This is a genomic window from Citrobacter sp. TBCS-14 (assembly GCF_005280805.1).
GTDB classification, from domain to species: Bacteria; Pseudomonadota; Gammaproteobacteria; order Enterobacterales; family Enterobacteriaceae; genus Citrobacter; species Citrobacter gillenii.
In genome coordinates, this window is the sequence record NZ_SZWM01001013.1 from 1 (window position 1) to 215 (window position 215).

A 215-nucleotide genomic window follows, 5' to 3' on the forward strand; every position below is an offset into this window, starting at 1 on the left:
GTCTACCCGAGACAGGGCGTAGGGACGCTACTGATGGACCGCATTCATGAAGAAGCCAGACAACGTGGAATGGGTGAACTTACTTCAAATGTCAGTAAGGCTGCGGAAGCGTTCTTTCTACGACACGGCTTTCATGTCGTGGAACGAGGTTTCCCTGTGTGTCGTGGCGTGACACTACAAAATGCACTGATGCGGAAATATTTGGCGAAACAGAT

1 protein-coding gene is annotated in these 215 nt (G+C 50.2%); it reads left to right on the forward strand.

What is annotated here, in order from left to right:
• The coding region (locus FDX22_RS22675) for a GNAT family N-acetyltransferase (protein ID WP_146717815.1) at window positions 1–215 on the forward strand (215 nt) is incomplete at both ends.